At 54.6% G+C, this 16,098-nt stretch carries 11 protein-coding genes; 5 read left to right on the forward strand and 6 right to left on the reverse strand.

Annotated features, from left to right (window positions below; all coding sequences use genetic code 11):
- Nucleotides 1–30 precede the first annotated feature (30 nt).
- Nucleotides 31–3,042 (reverse strand): ImpA family metalloprotease, encoded by a 3,012-nt coding sequence (locus tag ACF8D4_RS18960; RefSeq protein WP_392466233.1) that lies wholly within the window; start codon nucleotides 3,040–3,042, stop codon nucleotides 31–33.
- Between the two features lie 247 nt (nucleotides 3,043–3,289).
- On the opposite strand from ACF8D4_RS18960, the gene ACF8D4_RS18965 reads away from it, so the two are divergent.
- Together ACF8D4_RS18965 and ACF8D4_RS18970 are read left to right on the forward strand one after the other, a co-directional pair.
- Entirely contained in the window at nucleotides 3,290–4,888 is a 1,599-nt protein-coding gene (locus tag ACF8D4_RS18965; protein ID WP_208139234.1) for a TerC family protein, read from the forward strand.
- A 370-nt stretch (nucleotides 4,889–5,258) separates the two neighbouring features.
- Nucleotides 5,259–7,238, forward strand: a complete 1,980-nt coding sequence (locus ACF8D4_RS18970; protein WP_392466208.1) for a diguanylate cyclase — start codon at nucleotides 5,259–5,261, stop codon at nucleotides 7,236–7,238.
- Nucleotides 7,239–7,240: 2 nt separating this feature from the next.
- Here the strand turns inward: ACF8D4_RS18970 and ACF8D4_RS18975 are convergent, their stop codons facing one another.
- On the reverse strand, nucleotides 7,241–7,969 hold the full coding sequence (locus ACF8D4_RS18975) for a DUF3581 domain-containing protein (protein ID WP_392466210.1): 729 nt from the start codon (nucleotides 7,967–7,969) through the stop codon (nucleotides 7,241–7,243).
- 401 nt (nucleotides 7,970–8,370) lie between these two features.
- Between ACF8D4_RS18975 and ACF8D4_RS18980 the strand changes: the two genes are divergently transcribed.
- From ACF8D4_RS18980 to ACF8D4_RS18990, 3 genes are read left to right on the forward strand one after another with little or no spacing between them, the layout of a single operon-like run.
- Nucleotides 8,371–9,591, forward strand: a complete 1,221-nt coding sequence (locus ACF8D4_RS18980) for a porin (protein WP_096140999.1) — start codon at nucleotides 8,371–8,373, stop codon at nucleotides 9,589–9,591.
- Nucleotides 9,592–9,633: 42 nt separating this feature from the next.
- On the forward strand, nucleotides 9,634–10,203 hold the full coding sequence (locus ACF8D4_RS18985) for an FMN-binding protein (RefSeq protein ID WP_096141000.1): 570 nt from the start codon (nucleotides 9,634–9,636) through the stop codon (nucleotides 10,201–10,203).
- Nucleotides 10,200–10,949 carry a PepSY-associated TM helix domain-containing protein gene (locus ACF8D4_RS18990; protein ID WP_392466212.1) on the forward strand — a complete coding sequence of 250 codons (750 nt, stop codon included), beginning with the start codon at nucleotides 10,200–10,202 and terminating at the stop codon, nucleotides 10,947–10,949. The genes ACF8D4_RS18985 and ACF8D4_RS18990 overlap by 4 nt, the downstream gene beginning before the upstream one ends.
- Nucleotides 10,950–10,951: 2 nt before the next feature.
- Here ACF8D4_RS18990 and ACF8D4_RS18995 read toward each other — a convergent pair whose 3' ends face one another.
- From ACF8D4_RS18995 to ACF8D4_RS19010, 4 genes are read right to left on the reverse strand one after another with little or no spacing between them, the layout of a single operon-like run.
- Nucleotides 10,952–12,784, reverse strand: coding sequence for an ABC transporter transmembrane domain-containing protein (locus ACF8D4_RS18995; RefSeq protein ID WP_391564175.1), 1,833 nt, complete (start codon nucleotides 12,782–12,784; stop codon nucleotides 10,952–10,954).
- A 32-nt stretch (nucleotides 12,785–12,816) separates the two neighbouring features.
- The gene (gene hutZ, locus ACF8D4_RS19000) at nucleotides 12,817–13,350 is read right to left on the reverse strand and encodes a heme utilization protein HutZ (RefSeq protein ID WP_025888654.1); all 534 of its coding nucleotides are present in this window, start codon (nucleotides 13,348–13,350) and stop codon (nucleotides 12,817–12,819) included.
- Complete coding sequence (hutX, locus tag ACF8D4_RS19005; protein ID WP_371873327.1) at nucleotides 13,347–13,895, reverse strand: heme utilization cystosolic carrier protein HutX; 549 nt, start codon at nucleotides 13,893–13,895, stop codon at nucleotides 13,347–13,349. Before hutX ends, hutZ begins: the two co-directional genes overlap by 4 nt.
- A gap of 11 nt (nucleotides 13,896–13,906) precedes the next feature.
- On the reverse strand, nucleotides 13,907–15,958 hold the full coding sequence (locus tag ACF8D4_RS19010) for a TonB-dependent hemoglobin/transferrin/lactoferrin family receptor (protein ID WP_025008890.1): 2,052 nt from the start codon (nucleotides 15,956–15,958) through the stop codon (nucleotides 13,907–13,909).
- Nucleotides 15,959–16,098 lie beyond the last annotated feature (140 nt).

The raw sequence follows: 16,098 nt of genomic DNA on the forward strand, positions 1-16,098 counted from the left end.
AAAGAGCGCCGAAGCGCCCTTTCCTCTCAGTTACCAGTTGGCATCCAGAGTGAGCTTGGGCACCGCCAGCTCAGCGCATTGGCTCGAAAGTCGATAGAACACGGCTTCGGCGGCCGGGTAACCATAGGCAGCTACCTGGTTGGCGGCCTGGGCCTGATAGCGCACACCCCAGAGATCAAACCAGGGACGCATATCCAGTTGCAGCAACTTCGACAGGCTGAGCAGCATGAAGTCGTTGCCATCCAGGTTCGGGGCATCGATATAACTGCTCATGCCCAATGCATCCCTCATCTCGCCCCAGCGAGCGGCGTCGGCAATCGCATGGCTAAACAGACGCTCATGCAGATAGAGCAAGGTGAAAATTTGCCAGCCGTTGTCCAAACCTGCATGCTCTTCGGCCAATGCCGCCAGCTGCATATAAAAATCCAGTCTGGGCCCGGCGTTGTCATAGGTGCCGGTCTGACTCCAGAGCTTGTCGTAGACAGAGGTCACAGGATCGCTGCTGTTTTGCGCCTGTTTCAGCCACTCGAAAGTGGTTTGAGGCGACTGGCGATCGCAGCTGGCGATCCGCTCACCACTATCTTTAAAGCGTTGCCAGCCCTTGTACAGAGGGAAAATATTATTGGAGACTTCACCGGAGCGGCCACCATAGATTTTCAGTCGGTTACGCTGCAGATTGTGGCCTATTTCGTGACTCTCGCCCCAGCCGAAGGGGCTCAATACCCAGGCTTGATCATAGGGGTTACCCGAGCAGCCGCCACCGCAGTGTGCCGCCTCATCGACATTGATGTGCTGCACCTTGGGTTTGGCATGGATCTGTTCATTTTGGCAATCCCAGCCCAGCAGGGCGCAGCGGGCGGCCACGCTGGGTGCCAGCGCCAGCCCTTCGCCACTGAAGCCGGCCAGATCATAGGTCCCCTTGATCATATAGCGCCAAACATCATTCAGGGCCTGCTCCACATCGCCGCGGTAAGGCTCGGCATAAATGAACTGTTTCATCATATGCTTGCGGGAGTTAATTTCGACAAAGTCGGTGCGCAGCCCGGCCCAGCTCAGCGGGCTGGTTTCAAGTGCCGTCAAATAGCCACTCGCTTGGTTGAAATCCTTGAGGTAGGGATAGGCCAGTACATTTTGTGCTTCAACACTCACCACGCCCTCACCGGCCGGCAGTTGCAGCATCAAAGTCCCACCATAAGGGCTACTCAGGGTCAGAGGTTGCCCGGGTTTCAGGGTCAACTCGACCGAGCGCAAAAATTTGGGGCGCTGGTATCCCTGGTTATTGAATTCCCGTGTTGAGCCGGTTCTCTGGGTATTGATAAAGGCCTTGACCGTCAGCGGCAGTGTGTCTTTACGTTCGAGACGCACCCTCTGGCCGGGCAACAAGTAAAAACCGCTGCCGCGATAACCACTCTCTTTGCCCAGTGCCATTTCCAGGCTGACGTTCTCAAGAGTCAGCGTTTGCGGCAAAGGATCGCTGAAATTGCCCAAATCCGGCTGCGCTGGATTATTCCCCCTCAAATACAGCGCCAAGTGGTCGGCCAGGTAGGCCGCCAGAAAACGCCCTTGCGGCGTGGTGTCCTTATCCATGGGATAAGCTATGTCGGCACGGTAAAGATCGCCAAGCAACACAAAGAGTTTCAGCAGCCTGCGCCCCTCGTTGCCGAACAACACCTGACCACGACTATCCAGTTGATTGAGTGAGTTTTTAAGCGCTCTGGCACCGGCAAGGAACTCAGATTCAAAGCCGTTGACCTTGTCACAGCTCACTTTACCCACATAGGTTTCACAGCCGGACCAGTCAAAGTTGAAGTCATCATCAATAAAGTGCTGTGTCAGGCGCTGCTCACCGCCAAGCAGCGGGAAAGCGGCCGCCATGGCCGTGGCCGAAGACCAATCGGCAGCGGCGCTGGCCCAGAAGTTACCGCCATAGGGCAAACTGACCCCCATGGTTCCGGCAATGGCGTCGGCCACCGCATTGGTCGCTTCATACCAGTTGTGCTGATAATAGAGTGCCTTGCCCGATGCCAGCGCCCGGGAATAGACGCCGGCTATCTGCCCGGCATCGATATCGGCCGCGCGCCAGCCACTGATTAACAACTGGGCATCGGCGATACAGGCTTCCAAAGTAGCGACCTGATTACAACTTTTGATGGTCCAATTGGGAAACCGCCCTTGCAACCAACTGCGACTGGCACTCTCCTGACCACCAAGAAAGCTCAAGGACACGGTCAATGGTTGCTGCAGTTCTGCCGCTTGCGCTCTGTTCAGCAACCAAGCCAGCAGATTGTCATTGGCTGGCTCCATGGCGGTGAGTTCACCGGCATGGAAACGGGCAAACAGATGGGTACCAAAGGCCGCAAAGCGCCCGGTATGCTGCTCGCCGGCGACGGCCAAGACCTGACCCGTGTTGGCACGCAGCAGAGGTGTGGCCATTTCCGGCTCGATGATATTGAACAATTGAGTTCGGTTGCCTGGTGCATAGGCCAGCGCCGTATCGGCAAATACCCTTTGCCGCAGGGCTTGCTCATTCGAGCGCAGCTGCGTTATCTGTACGGCAATCGCCTCAAGCAGAGTATCCGGGTCCAGCCCGCTTGCATCACCGCTTGCCAGCGCCCGCTCCAGAGGGCTTTGACTGTCCACACCAAAAACTGCCAACTTGAGGTTGACGCTGCCACCACGGCCATCACTAACCTGCAATAGCCCTTGATCGCTGCCCTTGGCATCTTTATCTGCTTTGTAGCTCAGCATATCGCCATCGAGACTGAACTGCCCCAGCTTGCCCTGCTCGGCAATGCTGGCCTGCAAGGGATCGCCATCGGGATCTGACACATAACCTTGCCAGTTGACCGCAATACTCTGCAGCGAGCTGTCATAAGCCAGCTGAATATCGTCACCCTTGGGCGCTTGATTGACGCCGGCAGGCGGCTGCAGATTATCGTCGCTTGACCCGGCGCCACTTTCATCATCACCACCGCCGCAAGCGCCAAGCAGTAAACTACCCAGTAATATCGAGTGCAGCAACAGGGGCTTTTTTCTTGCCATCACAGATGTTTCCCATTTGTTATTTTGGGTTAATTCTAAAGTCTGATACGGAAAGATAAAACCTTTATAATCAAGTTTTTAAATAATACACAATACGTAAATTTTATGACTCCAAGGCAGTTTTTTGACACTCGTTCAAGCACTGCTGCGCCAGCAAAGGATTAACCATAATTAATTCAGCATTCCGCCCAAGTTATGCTGCAATAGGCCCAAGTTAAACCCACTTTGAGGCTCTTGGTTCACCACTATGGAACTTTTGCTCGACCCACACATATGGATCGGACTCTTTACTCTTATCATCCTCGAGATAGTTCTCGGCATAGACAACCTGGTATTCATTGCCATTCTGGTTAAAAAACTCCCTCAACATCAAAGAGACAAAGCCCGGGTCATAGGCCTGTCGTTGGCCCTGTTGATGCGCCTTGGCCTGCTGGCCGTGGTGTCCTGGCTGGTCACCCTCAACCAACCTCTGTTCAGCCTTGCCGACTTCAGTTTTTCCGGACGGGATCTGATCCTGATATCCGGTGGTCTGTTCCTGCTGTTCAAGGCCACCAGTGAACTGCATGAACGGCTGGAGTCCAAAGAGCCGGAAATAGGCCAGAAAGTCGCCTACGCAAGTTTTGGCATAGTCGTGACCCAAATACTGGTGCTGGATGCGGTATTCTCCATCGACTCCATTATTACCGCGGTCGGCATGGTGGATGAACTCTGGGTGATGATGACAGCCGTAGTGGTGGCCATGACAGTGATGTTACTGGCCTCCAAACCGCTGACCCGCTTTGTCAACGCGCACCCAACCGTGGTGGTGCTCTGTCTCAGTTTCCTGCTGATGATAGGTTTCAGCCTGGTAGCCGAAGGCTTTGGTTTCCATATTCCCAAAGGTTATCTATATGCCGCCATAGGTTTCTCCATCATGATCGAGTTCTTCAACCAGTTGGGGCAACGCAGGTTCGAACAACGTGAGGCCCGTAAACCCTTGAGGGACAGGACGGCCAACGCCATCTTCAAGCTGATGGGCGGCAAGAAACAGTTTGAGGAAATTGAAGAAGATGAAGAGGTGCCCGAAACTGAGCGCGCCTTGAGCAAGTGCTTTGCCGAAGATGAACGCAACATGGTCGGCGAGGTGCTGACTCTGGCCGAGCGCAGCATCAAGAGCATTATGACGCCGCGGGCCGAAATAAGCTGGATTAACCTCAGCCACAGCCCCGAGCAGATAAAGCAGCAACTGCATGGCGACAGTTTCAGCCAGTATCCCCTGTGTGACGGCGACATAGACAAGGTCGTGGCACTGGTCAGTGCCAAGGAGTTACTGGCAGCCATAGAACAACAACGGCCGCTGCAGAGTCTGCGCCCCGGCCACAAGCCGGTGATAGTGCCGAAAAGCATCAGCGTATTCCGTTTGTTGGAAGAGCTGAAACGCGCCAAGGCCGACATGGCACTGGTCACTGACGAATTCGGTGCCCTATTGGGACTGGTCACCGGCCACGATATTCTCGAAGCCATAGTCGGCGAACTGCCCCAGGAAGATGAGGCCGAAGAGATCCGCATCGATGGCGATGGTTGGTGCGCTCGCGGCAGCATAAATCTGCATCAGTTGGAGAAGCTACTGGGCTGCGACGAACTCGAGAGCCATAATCACGAGTACGTCACCCTGGCGGGCATGTTGCTGGCACGCTTTGGCCGGATCCCGGAAGCAGGTAGCGTACTGACTCTGATGCCCTGGCGCTTTGAGGTAACGGCGATGAATCAGCATCAGATAGCCGAAGTCAAAATAAGCCGTCTTGATCAGCAAACTGACAACAGCCCAGCCAGCGACGGCCCCTATCAAACGCTGGCAGAAAACTGATCAACAAGCGCCGATAGCAGCCAGCATTGCTTGGCTATCGGCGCAGCTTTTGCTTTACCCGGATTTCATTTCAACCATCATCCTACTGAAGTTTCAGCTTCTTTCTATTGATTAATATCTTTCTTTACTCACTTCTTTTTCGAAGCACTTTCAAGGCAACTCACAATGAACTCCTCACCTTGGATTTCAACCAGGGTTAGCTTCAGGCTCGGCCATGATGTAGCTTTTTTGACCACTCCACCTCTATCAGACAATTCCCAAATCCGGGTAGTTAGTAGCGAATAATTAGACAAACCCCGGCAGCGAACGCGATAATCTCTCCAAAATATGACTTTTATCAGACATTTTCGGTTCAAAGAGCACTAAGAGTATGAAGAAACGCTTCTGCCCCCCCTTGATCGCAATCTTTATGGTTCTGGCGAGCCCGACCTTGTTGGCGGCCAATGCAGAGCAATTCTCCCGCTTGCTTAAAGGGGCCGAAAGCCAACTCTATTCCCTGCCGCAACGGGCACAGGCGCAGCTCTACGAGATGGAAGGCGATCAGCTCAAGGACCTGCCCAAGCCCTTAGTGACCCGTTTTTATCTGACCAAGGCGACAGTGTCTCTGCTGCTGCATGAGGTCCCCACCGCCGAGCAAGCCGCCAAAGAGGGCCTTAAACTGGCGGATGCCGGAACCAGCGAACATACCCTGCTGGAGCTGAGACTGGTACAGGTAATGCTGCAAACCGGCAAGGTCAAACAAGCCATCAGCGAACTGCAAAAAATAATAGATCGCAACCAGAACTCTGCCGATAAGGCGGTTCAGGCCGAAGCCCTGCTACTGAAGAGCAAAGCATTTGAACAGCAAGGCAAGCTGGATGCATCCTACGCCAGCCTGATGCTGTCATTGGACGCTGCCGATCAGAGCCAGGACAAGGAGTTGCTTGAACGGATCTCCTTTGGCATGGGCCACCTCCTGGTGCGCCTCAACGGCTTTGAGCGCTCTGAAAAACTGCTCAAGAAGGCGTTTAATTTCTTCAAGGACAGAAGGATGTCCTACAACCAGATGCTGGTGCAATTGGATCTGGCGCAGTTGGCTGAACGTCAAGGCAAGGCTGAAGTCGCCATTGACAGGTATCAAGCAGCGCTGGAGTTGGCCAGAGTGCTGGGTTACGGCCTGTATCGCTTTCGCATCAATGTGGAATTGGCGCTGAAGTACCGGGAGCTGGAAGATGTGTCATCCATGTCCAGGCACCTGCAACTGGCCGACAAGCTGCAATATCGTGAGACTTCAACCCTCTACACCAGTCGCTTTCAACTGCTCAAGGCTCAGGACTTGCTCAATAAGCATCAGTATGCCGAGATGGCTGTCTATGTCGACCCTCTGCTTATCGGCTTAGCCAAGGAAAAAACCTTGTTGCGCTCTCAGATAGAGCTGTTAAAGGTCAGCGCCGAAGGCTTTGCCGGGTTGGGCAATTTCAAGCGCGCCTACGAGGTGCTGGAGCAGTATCAGCAGCGCTTCGCCGCATACAGCTCCAAAGAGTTGGTCAGTAACCTGGATCGCCAACAGTTGCTGTTTAACTTAGAGCGCCTCGAGTTTGAGAACCAGGATCTCAACTGGAACAACGTACTGCAAAAGCTGGAGCTGGAAACCAACCGCACTACCCTGAATCAGCTCAATATCATCAGCAGCATAATCCTGTTGCTGCTGTTGCTGGCCACCGCTGTTATTCTCTGGCTCAATCGCTCACGCTTGAAGTGGGGCCTGCTGGCCAAGACTGACAGCCTCACCGGCCTCTATAACCGTCGCTATCTGGCCGGCTGGTTACTGTACCATCAAGCTACAGAGGAGCAAAACCAGGAAGCGCAGCCCAAGTGGCGCATGTGGCTTGACCGCCTGAAAGAAGTGTTACTGCCGACCAAGGCCCAGAGCAGCCATGGCCCGTTGGCACTGATTACTCTCGACATTGACCATTTTAAAAAGGTCAATGACACCCATGGTCACAATAACGGCGACAGAGTGCTGACCGAACTGGCCAAGGTCATGAAAACCTCGCTGCGGGAAGATGATCTGCTGGCTCGGGTTGGCGGTGAAGAGTTTATGTTATTGCTGCCCAATACCGGCTTGAATGACGCTGTGGCTGTCGCCGAAACCCTGAGGCAGAGTGTGGCCGAACACATATTCACCCTGGAAAGTGGTGAGCCGCTTAGGCTCACCGTCAGTCAGGGGGTGGCTTTGGATGCCGACGGCAGCCAGAGCTTCAGCCAACTCACTGATACTGCAGATAAACTCCTGTATCAGGCTAAGCAGCTGGGGCGTAACCGGGTCGAAAGCAGGCTGGCGCCGGGCTCAGAAGCCGCCGCAGTTTGAATTTAGGCGTTTGTCTGTGAGCAGCCATTCCAGCTGCCATCGCGGCGCGCCTGATACTCGCTGACCATAGCCTCGACAGCCGCCTCATCGAAGGGGCGCAAGCCGCTGAGTACCAAGGTCTTGCGCCCGGTGCCCACCTGCTTGTCATCGCTGATAAGCGCGAAATCCAGCGTCACATCACCGCGCTTGCCATCGACTTTGAGACTGCTGTTAACCAGTTCCAGTTTAACCTGCTCAAACTCCAGGGTTTCCAGCTCAAAGCCCATGCTTTCATAGATAACCAATGGCCGCGCCGGATTGATGGTTACCTGATGCTCACGCATCAAAGGCACCAAAACATGGATAAAGTTGAGGCCGGAAAAAGCCACATAACTACGGATAAAGGACTCCAACTGTCGTTCACAGTGGCGCATTTCACCATCGCGATGGACATTCAGGTAGCGTTTGCCGCGCTCATCTTCTATCGCCAGCTCGGCCCCCTGGTCACTGGGAAAATGCAGACATACGCCGTCTCCTACCATGCCTTCAAACTTGAACTGCATCCGGCGGCTGAGGCCATAATCGTTCAACACCAGGGCAAAAAGGAGATCGCCGGGAACACAAAAACGTTTGGCATCCTCATCATGGATGGGATTGAAATCCCCTGCTACACCCTTGGCAAAATCACTGGCCTGTTTGCGGCCTATGGTTATTTGGTTATTTTCTCTTTTAAAATAATCAACTAGAAACATCTTGTTCGAACACTCACAAAGCCAAGGCTAACCGGAATAAAAAGGCCGATCAGTTTAACCGCCTTTTGACAAATAACTCACCCGATCTGTTGCCCCAGTCTTCCGGCCAAGGTTGAAAGTTCAAAAATTCAGCAATCGCACTTCAGCGGGTTTATCCGGGAATGACGTCAGGCTCTCCCCTTGCGACTAAAACATAGTCTTAATACTTTAATAAAAAGATCAAAAACTTACATTGTAAGCATCCGTTTTCAGACAAAACATTAACAATAACAAGTAAGTTTACAGATACTGACATTTGTTAATTTTTATCACATTGATAAATGCAAATCGTTTGCATTTATCAAATCAATTGCTAGAATTCGCCCGATTTCAACAACAGTAACATCACAACGGGAAGCAAGATGATCAAGAAAACTCTCATTGCCAGTGCGCTACTGACAGCCCTGTGCGGCCCGCAGGCGTTCGCCTCGGACGAGACTCAGGAGCTGCGCAAAATCATCGAACAGCAACAAAAAGTCCTCAAGGATCTGGAGCGCCGTCTGGCAGAAACCGAAAAGCGTCAGCAACAAACTGCCGAGCGTGTCGAGCAAACTGCTGAGCGGGTTGAACAGACCGCCGAGGTGGTAGATGCTACGCCGCAAAAAACCGCCACCACTATTGGCGGCTATGGCGAGCTGCACTACAACAACATAGACAACAAGCTGGGCGAGGATAAGAAAGAGTTCGACTTCCACCGTTTCGTGCTCTTCTTCGGCCATGAGTTTACCGAAAACACCCGTTTCTTCTCCGAGCTGGAAGTGGAGCACTCCATCTCAGGCGATGGTCAAAATGGCGAAGTCGAGCTGGAGCAGGCCTACATAGAGCACGACTTCAACGAAGCACTGACTGCCAAGGCGGGTCTGTTCCTGATGCCGGTTGGCATCATCAATGAAACCCACGAGCCACCGGCATTTTATGGTGTCGAGCGCAACCCGGTTGAGAAAGACATACTCCCGGCTACCTGGTGGGAAGCGGGTCTGGCAATGAATATCCAGGCGGCTCCCGGACTGGCCTTCGATGCGGCCGTAACCTCGGGCCTGAATGTCCCTACCACAGGAAAAAATGCCTATAAGCCAAGAAGCGGTCGCCAAAAGGTTTCCGAGGCCAAGGCTGACGATCTGGCCTATACCGGCCGGGTGAAATACACAGCCGTTCCCGGTCTGGAGCTGGCAGCCACGGTGCAGTACCAATCGGATCTGACTCAAGGCGAAGCCACTGTAGACACAGCCTCAGCTCTGATGTGGTCGGCGCACGCCATCTACCACATAGAAAACTTCAGCATCAGAGCCCTCTATGCCGAGTGGGACATAGATGGATTTGAAGCCGAAGCCCTGGGCCGCGACAAGCAAAATGGCTGGTATATAGAGCCGTCCTACCGCTTTAACGAGCAGTTCGGTATCTTCGCCCGCTACAACGAATGGGACAACAATGCCGGTGACAATCAAGACACCAAAGAAACTCAAACCAATGTGGGTATCAACTACTGGTTGCACGAGAATGTGGTGTTCAAGGCCGACTACGAAAAACGTGGCGGCAAGTCTGACTCAGACGGTTTCAATCTGGGTGTAGGTTATCAGTTCTGATGATCTTTGGGTGCCCTCTGGGGCGCCCTCATTGAGGCACTTATGAAGACCCTTATTGCACTACTCTCACTGTTTTTGCTGCCATTCACTCAAACCCAGGCGGCGCAAAGCGTTTATCAAAGTCCTGCAGACTTTGTCACCTTGGCCTTGGGAAACCAAAGTAAAGGTAAAGGTCAAGACCAAGCGAAAGCCCGAGTCTTTTGGTTCAGCGCCGAGCAACGCCAGGTCATAGAAGAGATACTGGCCCACGATTTTCGGCCGCTGCGTACCCGCTATTGGCAGCAGGGAGACGACACTGTCTGGATCCTGGAGGAGATAGGCAAAGAAGCGCCAATCACTGTGGGCATTCAGGTGCGCCATGGACAGATTTATCGCACCAAGGTGCTTATCTACCGCGAGAGCCGCGGCGATGAGGTCAGGCACGACTTCTTTACCGACCAATTTAAATCGGCGACACTCACAAAAGATAAACAGCTGGACAAACATATAGATGGCATTACCGGAGCAACGCTTTCCGTCAGGGCCCTGACCAAACTGGCCCGCATCGCCCTCTATCTTGACCGGCAACTCAGCCTGCAACACGGTCAGCAACAACACAGCGAGCCCAGATGACACGTAAACATCCGGACTTTCGAGTCCGTCTCCTGCGTACCCTGCGCCCTTGGCACAGACGTATTGGCATCATCAGCAGTGTGCTTGTGTTGCTGCTGACACTGACCGGCCTGGCCTTGAATCACGGCCGTGAGCTGAACCTATCCCAAGGCGTGCACTGGCAATGGCTGCAAGACTATTACGGCATTGGCGCCCAGGAAGATGTCAAAGTCTGGCAAGCCCAGCCGCTGGCGGGCAGCAGTAAGGGTCAGGCCTGGATAGGCGGCACGCCGCTAGCCGAGCAAACAGATGAAATACTGGCCATGGCCCCCTTTGAAGACAAGTGGCTGCTGCTGACCCGAAACAGTTTGACGATTTTGAGCCAGGATCTTGCTGTGCTGGAAACCCAAACCGAGCTGACAGGTTTGCCGCAGCAGATAAACGCCATGGCGGTCGAGCCCGGCAGTGTCTGGCTGAAAACACCCCGGGGCCAGTATCACAGCGACAGCGAACTGTTGGATTGGCAAGCGGCCACCAGCCTGGTAGCCCTCCCCTGGATAAAACCACTCGAAGGGGCAAAGATACAAACGCAGCAGTTGATCGGAGATATTCGCGCCAGTCGCCTGTCCTGGCACAGGATTCTTCAGGATCTGCACAGCGGCCGAATCTTCGGCGCTGCCGGCAGTTATCTGATGGATCTGGCGGCGATCGCCTTATTATTGCTGGCCGTGACTGGCCTGATCATTTATTTAAAACAGAAGCGCTGAAATCAAGCCAGCGATGATGCCTGCCCGGGCTCGTTTGAGCTCCCGACCAAACTATCGGGCGCGAGCAACTGCAGACTGGCAAACTCACGGTACAGCGGGCTGGTTTGCATCAACTCGCTGTGGCTGCCACTGGCCAATAATCGCCCCCGCTCCAGCACCAGAATACGGTCGGCATTGAGCACTGTCGCCAACCTGTGGGCTATGATGAGCGTGGTTCGTCCCGCCATCAACTCATCCAAAGCTTGCTTGACCTTGACTTCACTGACCGCATCCAGGGCACTGGTGGCTTCATCGAGCAGCAGTAAAGGCCTGCGGGCCAAGATGGCGCGGGCAATGGCAATTCGCTGCTTTTGACCTCCGGAAAGGCGCACGCCACGCTCACCTAAATAGGTATCATACCCCTGGGCAAACTCACTGATAAATTCATGAGCTCTGGCGCCCTTACAGGCGGCAACCACCTCTTCCAGGCTGGCCTCCGGGCGGCCATAACGCACATTTTCCAGCACACTGGTGGCGAAGATCACCGACTCCTGGGGCACCAGGGCAAACTGTGCCCTCAGGCTCGCCAATGATACAGAAGCGATATCGACGCCATCGAGCAGAATGCGGCCGCAACTCGGCTGATAGAAACGCTGCAGCAGCTGAAACAACGTACTCTTGCCGGCGCCGCTGGGCCCAACCAGAGCCACCCGTTCACCGGGTTGAATATGGATATTGAGATCCTCAAGCACTGCTGCGCCCTCATCATAGGCAAAACTCAGCTGATCTATCCTGAGTTCTCCCTTGAGCGGACTGGGCAGCGCCAGCGGTTTGGCCGGCTCGGCAATATTTGCCTTGGACTCGGCCAGCTCCATCAAGCGTTCGCCGGCACCGGCAGCGCGCTGAATATCACCTATCACTTCGCTTATGGTGGCCACGGCGCCGGCCACCATCATGGCGTAAAACATGAATGCCGACAGCTCACCGGCGCTGACTACACCGGCCATTACGTCTCTGGCCCCCACCCAGGTCACAGCCACTATGGCACCGATAGTCAGCAACATGACAGAGGAGATCAATGCCGAGCGATAACGGATGCGGCCACTGGCTGCGCGCATCACCGCCGCCAGGTAGCCGTCAAAATTATCGCGATCGCGAGCCTCATGACCATAGGATTGTACCGTGTGGATCTCATGCAAGGTTTCATCCACATAGGCGCCGAGATCGGCGACACTGTCCTGACTGGTGCGCGCAAGCTTGCGTACCCGCCGCCCGAGCAAACCCACAGGCACCAACACCAGCGGCACGGCCAGCAGCACCAAGGCCGTGAGCTTGATGCTGGTAAAAGCCATCATCACCAAGCCACCTATAGTGGTCACTGAAGATCGCAGTGCCATCGACAGGCTAGAACCGATAACTGTCTGCAACAGAGTGCTGTCGGCGGTAAAACGGGAGATGATTTCCCCGGTGCGCAAGCGGGCGAAAAACACCGGGCTTTGTTCCAGTAACCTGTGATACACCAAGCGGCGAATATCGTTGCTGACTTTCTCACCGAGCCAGGTCATCAGATAAAAGCGACAGAACACGGCCACGGCACTGACCAGGGTAATCCCCAGAATAAACAACACAATTTCGTTGAGGCGGCCCGAGTTGTCGGCCATAAAGCCCTCATCCACTATCAAGCGAACCCCTTGCCCCAGGGCCAGCCAGGCCAGAGACCCCAGCAGCAAAAACAGCAGCGCCAGGGCGACTCGTAGACGATAAGGCTTAAGAAAGCTCAGGATCCAGGGCAGGATCCGAGCCGAAGAGGTTTGAGGAGCAGACAAGAGAAAATCCAGACAGTGACTATTAATCAGGATTGTGGCGCCAAAGCGCCGGTGAGTCCAGCTCAGGCAGGCACAGCCTTGGGCGTTCCATGGTGACCATCACGCATCCAGTTGACATCCAACAACTCGGCACCGCTGAGACTGAACGCCTGGCCAAAGCCTTTGACATAGAGACCGCGCTCGGGCACCAGCTTAAACAGGTTAAAATCGGTCAATGTCGCCAGGTTATCTATCATCTCACCGAAGCGTCCGGACAGCACCTGTACCCCTTTGGCAAAGCCCTGGCTGTCTCTTGCTATCAGTTCGGCGGCGGCATCAAAGGTCAGGCGGCGGCGGGCAAACACACTGCGCGCCTCGGCTTCGTCTTCCACCAGCATCACAGATACCCGCGGTGACTGTTTGAGGTTAATACCGTGACGCGCCAGATCGCTTACCAGAATATAGAAGCCATCATCGGCCAGCGCGAACGGCGCATAACTGGCGTTGGGGATCCCGTTGGCATCCTGGGTCGCCAACTGCAAGGTGGTACGCCCCTGTTTGAAATCTTCGATTTCCGGCAGCAGTTTTTCCTGCAGGCGTTGGTTTTCACTGGTCATATTTCCCCCTTTTTGGCAGCCACTTCACCACGGTGACGCCAGTCGGCAAACAGTGCCAACTGTGGCGGCAGCAGCTTGCGTTGTTGATCCCGGCCCAGATAGACCTTAAAAACGATGGCGCCATCAGGGCCAAAGAAGTTAATCGAATGGCTTTCAGTGCCCCGAAATGGACGACTTATCAAGGCGATGGCACTGAAATTCTCCAATTTCAGATGGCCATGCAGGCCATCTCCCTTGCTGTAGAGGTTAAAGTAGCCATGAGCCGTCTTTCCCTTGGGGAAATCGCCTTTGAATTCAAATATCTGCCCGGCAACTGTGACTATGGTGGTCAATTTGCCCCACTCAGGCAGTGCCTGCAGCAGGGCTTCCAGCCATTCCGGCGGCAAGAATTGCTGCTGCTCGGCCGGTAATGCCTGCACCACCTCAAGCTCAGAAATCCCCAGATTGGCGGCGGCATCGGCTGGCAACCACTCGGGGTGTTCCAGCATGGCGGCAGCTATCTGCAGGCGGCCAGCGGCCGCCCTTGTTGTATCGCTTATCTGCATCTGTTGCTCCATCAGAAACGGTAACGGGCCGAGAGCTTGAAGTTGCGCCCTTGATCCATCAGGGTTTGCCAGGCTTGGATGTATTCTTCATCGCCGATGTTTTCAATGGCAAAGTCGACCCGCAGCCCTTCGAAGGTCCCCATGGCAGGCTCCCAGGCCAGATACACATCCCAAAGGGTGTAGTCCTGGTAGCGGTTAACCGGGTTATCTTCGGGCACCCTGTCTTGACTGGCGTTATAGCTGACCCGGGTTCCCAGCTTCATATCGCCCGCCATGATCCCCTGCGACAAGTCGAGCACCAGCTTGTTGGCCGGAATATTGGCCAGATAGCCCCCATCATGTCTGTCTTTGCCTTCAGTCTGGCCGTAGCTGAGCGATAAGCGGGTCTGGTTGATGCGATATTTTCCTGTCAGCTCGAAGCCGGTCAGTCTGGCCTTGTCGACGTTATCCCAGCGGGTGTTCTGCTCGAGCCCGGGGATGCCGTGCAGTGGATTGGTCACCCGCTGCTCGATAAAGTCGTCGACATCGTTTCTGAATACACTCAGGCTCAGCGCCAGTTCATCGTTGCCCGCCAGCTCGGCAAAGCGCATATCGGCCTTCAGTTCCTTGTTCTTGGCCTTTTCAGCCTTGAGGTTTTCATTGACCTCAAAGGTATTGCACAGGCCGTTGGGCAAGAAATTGGGGATGGGAGGAATACAGTAGTGAGTGCCACTGGAGTACATCTCCTCCACTGATGGCGCGCGGAAGGCTTCATCGTAACGGGCGCTGAGTGTCAGCCATGGCGCTGTCTTCCACACCAGTGCCAACGAGGGAGACAAGGCATCGTCATCACTGGAATGGCCCAGGTTATTGCTTTCGTTTTCAAAGCTGTCGTAACGCAGCGCCGGATCCAATGACCAGTTTTCCCCCAGAGCGATATTGGCGGCCACGAAAGCGCCCCACACCCGAGACTCACCATCTATGTTGCCGGGACGCTGACCGCTCTGGCCGCTGTCATCACGGAAGGTTTCTATCTGGTCGCGGTAGCCGTCCAGACCATAGGTTAATTTGAGCCCCTGCCATTGACTGCGATTGGCAATACTGAACCCCAGGGTCTCATATTCTGTGGTGTCGAACTGGCCCTTGGTCAGGCGATTCTCATCATAATCTGTCTTATTCCAGTAGAACTTGGCATCCAGATCCAGCAGGGCGTTGCTACTTGGTGCCAGACTGTAGTCCAGGGTCAGGTTGGAATCTTTACTGTCGCGGCGCACCAGAGGCACACTGTTGCTGACATCTGTGGCCGGGTTGCTGGGCACGGCTTCGGAGATCTCATTGATCCTGCCGGAAAGTTGCAGCCTTTGCGCTTCATCCAACTGCCAACCGAACTTGGCCAAGCCACTGCGGCTGCGGCTGGCGCTGTTTTCCAGGGTATTGTCATTACCTGCCTTGATGTTGTCGCCATCGCTGTAGCTGCCGTTCAACAACCAGTCGATACTGCCCTTGGCACCATAAATGGCACCACTGCTCTTGCTGCGCTGGCCATTGGTTTCATAGCCCTGCTTTAGATAGCCACCAAAGCTCTGGCCTTCGTCGAGCATCTCCCTGGCCGACTTGGTGTTTTGTGATACCACACCGCCTATGGCGCCACTGCCCCAAAGGCTGGAAGCCGGGCCGCGTACCACCTCAACAGAACTGAGCAGCTCAGGGTCCATAAAGAAGGTACCTCTGTGGCCGGCGCTGGTGTTTTGCCTGGCGCCATCTATGGTCTGCAGTACCCTCTGGCCACTGAGACCACGAATTTCCACCTGCTGGGCAGACGCCCTGGGGCCATTGGCGATATTGATGTTGGCTTCAGTCTTGAGCACTTCGGCCACCGAGTCGCCCTGCTTCTCGGCCAACTGCTCTTCGCCGACAACCGCAGCACTGCGGCTGGACTCAGAGACTTTCTCCTGAATGCGGGTAGCACTTACCAGCACCTCATCAAATTCTGCTGTTTTCACCTGCTCGGCAACAGCGGCCAGACTCAGGAAGGGGGTTCCCAATGCCAGAGTAATAGCCATAACCAGCGGCTTTCTATTCATCATCTTGATCCTCAAACAGATTATCAGGCTGTATCTCCAGCCTTTCTCATGGGAGTGGTGTTTCTGAAAAACAAGTTGAGACAGAGGGCCGCAGGCCCGGGATAACACCACTTAAGCTGGCACTCTAGCTTAGCTTTAGA

The sequence above is a fragment of the Shewanella sp. YQ_9 genome (assembly GCF_043103185.1).
GTDB lineage: Bacteria > Pseudomonadota > Gammaproteobacteria > Enterobacterales > Shewanellaceae > Shewanella > Shewanella algae.

Coding starts and splice junctions, on each gene's coding strand:
- ACF8D4_RS18970 (WP_392466208.1), top strand. CDS start 5,259: ATGAAGAAACGCTTCTGCCCCCCCTTGATCGCAATCTTTATGGTTCTG.
- hutZ (WP_025888654.1), bottom strand. CDS start 13,350: ATGACCAGTGAAAACCAACGCCTGCAGGAAAAACTGCTGCCGGAAATC.
- ACF8D4_RS19010 (WP_025008890.1), bottom strand. CDS start 15,958: ATGAATAGAAAGCCGCTGGTTATGGCTATTACTCTGGCATTGGGAACC.
- ACF8D4_RS18975 (WP_392466210.1), bottom strand. CDS start 7,969: ATGTTTCTAGTTGATTATTTTAAAAGAGAAAATAACCAAATAACCATA.
- ACF8D4_RS18960 (WP_392466233.1), bottom strand. CDS start 3,042: ATGGCAAGAAAAAAGCCCCTGTTGCTGCACTCGATATTACTGGGTAGT.
- ACF8D4_RS18980 (WP_096140999.1), top strand. CDS start 8,371: ATGATCAAGAAAACTCTCATTGCCAGTGCGCTACTGACAGCCCTGTGC.
- ACF8D4_RS18990 (WP_392466212.1), top strand. CDS start 10,200: ATGACACGTAAACATCCGGACTTTCGAGTCCGTCTCCTGCGTACCCTG.
- hutX (WP_371873327.1), bottom strand. CDS start 13,895: ATGCAGATAAGCGATACAACAAGGGCGGCCGCTGGCCGCCTGCAGATA.
- ACF8D4_RS18985 (WP_096141000.1), top strand. CDS start 9,634: ATGAAGACCCTTATTGCACTACTCTCACTGTTTTTGCTGCCATTCACT.
- ACF8D4_RS18965 (WP_208139234.1), top strand. CDS start 3,290: ATGGAACTTTTGCTCGACCCACACATATGGATCGGACTCTTTACTCTT.